The organism is Pseudoalteromonas sp. 5Ae-yellow (assembly GCF_014077565.1).
Lineage (GTDB): Bacteria > Pseudomonadota > Gammaproteobacteria > Enterobacterales > Alteromonadaceae > Pseudoalteromonas.
In genome coordinates, this window is record NZ_JACGWD010000137.1 from 1 (window position 1) to 2,017 (window position 2,017).

Sequence of the window (2,017 nt, forward strand, 5' to 3'; positions counted from 1 at the left end):
GCAAGCTGTGTGTGCAAATATGCGAAAGCTCATTCATATATGTTTTGGTGTAATAAAAAACCAAGAAGCGTTTAAGCTCCAAGAAAGTTAAATACGACCTTGAAGCTTAAAATGAGAGATGGTATCTACAGCTATGTGATTAAGGTCGTACTTTAGCCGCCTTAAAGCGAACGGGTAATACAGTTATTGTTAAAAATATCCTTATGATTTTAAAGAGGTATTGAAGTTGATTACATTTGTATGCTAAATTTTGAAGTGATAGCAACAAGCAACAAGCAACAAGCAAATAGCAATTATAACTTTATGGTTACATGGGTAAGTCATAATTATAAAACAATGGAGAGTTATTAATGAGTGATACACCAATTTCGAAAAGTCCAGATGAGAAGTTTTGTTCTGATTGTGGTAGTACAATTAAAGTAAGAGCTGAAATATGCCCTAAGTGTGGTGTTAGGCAAATAGCGGCACCTAATTCTCTTTCGGCTACAGCTCCAAACGGTAAAAGTAAAATAGCGGCTGCGTTGTTAGCTTTCTTTTTAGGTGCCTTTGGGGTTCACAAGTTTTATTTAGGTCAAATTGGTTTAGGGTTTTTATACCTTATATTTTTCTGGACGTTTATACCGGCATTAGTCGCATTTGTTGAGTTTATAATTTATTTAACGATGTCTGATGAAGCATTTAACCAAAAATATGGCCAAGATTAAATAAGAAAAAATAACTGCGTATCAGTTAAATTAAAAAGGCTGCTTTATTTAAGCAGCCTTTTTAGGTGTGTATGTTAGTGAGTTGCTCTGTCGCCCCAAATATCTTCTAGGCGGCTGTCGCGACCGCAGCGCCAACGATAAGTATTGTATCGAATTGGACTTTTTTTATAATAATCTTGATGAAAGCTTTCCCTCCCTTTTATAGGGTAAAAGGTGCTTGCGTTTAGTATAGGTGTAACCACAGTTTGATTAGGGAACTCGGCAACTACTGCTGCTTTTGTTTTTTCGGCTAATTTACGTTGTTCGTCGTTTTGTACAAATATAGCGCTTAAGTAACTAGGGCCTTTATCACAAAATTGGCCTTTGGCATCAAAGGGATCGATATTTACCCAGTAATGATCAAGTATGCCCTGATAGCTTACTATGGCCGGATCGTATGTGATTTCTACGGCCTCGTAATGGCCTTTATGATTACCATTGTATGTCGGGTTTTTAAGTTTACCGCCAGTAAAGCCCGATATTACATCGGTTACGCCTTCTAGCTTTTCAAAGTCACTTTCCATACACCAAAAACAACCTCCAGCTAAAACGGCTTTTTCGGTTTTAGCTGCATGAGTAAATGTGCTAAACAATATTGCGGCAGATGTTAATGCGAGTGCGAGTGATTTTTTCATAAAATTATCCACCTGAAGTGTGAGTTTAAATACTTATGAAGTTAGACCCGCTAAGTGCTAATACTATTTCATTGTAGAGGCATAGTTTTAGCTGGCTAACTTATATATGGTGCAAACTAATGTGCTTATGGTGTTTTATAAACGTAAAGCAGGTATTTAGATCACTTTTTAGTTAGCAGCATTGTTTAATTAGTTTAGCCAAATAAGCGTTATTTAATGGGGTGTTGAATTATGCTGGCTTGTTCATTAAAGTTACAACATTCGAAATATAAATTAGCAGGTGATAAATGAACCAGTTAACTGAAAAATCAATAAGCTGCCCTTATTGTGGAGAAAGTATAGAAGTATTACTTGATGCAGCAGATATTGATGAGCAATACATAGAAGACTGCCAAGTATGCTGTAAGCCTATTTCGTTTGTAGTATTTGAAGATGAGGACGAGTTAAACGTTAATGTTTACAGTGAAGACGAAGCGTTTTAACTAGTTAATTAAATACTAGGGTCTGTTGATCTTTCAAGGTTAAATTTGCAGCAGTCTGTTTGGTATTTAGGCAAGGCAGAGCCTATACAGTGTGGTTATTCCCCATAAATAGGCGATAACGTAGCATTAATGCCAAACAGGCGCTGCCCAAAGGGTT

Annotated in this window: 3 protein-coding genes; 2 read left to right on the forward strand and 1 reads right to left on the reverse strand. The window is 36.5% G+C overall.

The window, feature by feature from the left end:
* The first annotated feature begins 350 nt into the window (after positions 1-350).
* Entirely contained in the window at positions 351-704 is a 354-nt protein-coding gene (locus tag H4J63_RS19640; RefSeq protein ID WP_182198090.1) for a TM2 domain-containing protein, read from the forward strand.
* Between the two features lie 74 nt (positions 705-778).
* On the opposite strand, the gene msrA is transcribed toward H4J63_RS19640, so the two are convergent.
* Positions 779-1,378 (reverse strand): peptide-methionine (S)-S-oxide reductase MsrA, encoded by a 600-nt coding sequence (msrA, locus tag H4J63_RS19645; protein WP_182198092.1) that lies wholly within the window; start codon positions 1,376-1,378, stop codon positions 779-781.
* Between the two features lie 287 nt (positions 1,379-1,665).
* On the opposite strand from msrA, the gene H4J63_RS19650 reads away from it, so the two are divergent.
* Complete coding sequence (locus H4J63_RS19650) at positions 1,666-1,860, forward strand: CPXCG motif-containing cysteine-rich protein (protein ID WP_024593951.1); 195 nt, start codon at positions 1,666-1,668, stop codon at positions 1,858-1,860.
* Positions 1,861-2,017: the final 157 nt, after the last annotated feature.

Bases quoted from the DNA above. Each gene is read 5' to 3' on its own strand.
- H4J63_RS19650 (WP_024593951.1), top strand. From the start codon at position 1,666: ATGAACCAGTTAACTGAAAAATCAATAAGCTGCCCTTATTGTGGAGAA.
- H4J63_RS19640 (WP_182198090.1), top strand. From the start codon at position 351: ATGAGTGATACACCAATTTCGAAAAGTCCAGATGAGAAGTTTTGTTCT.
- msrA (WP_182198092.1), bottom strand. From the start codon at position 1,378: ATGAAAAAATCACTCGCACTCGCATTAACATCTGCCGCAATATTGTTT.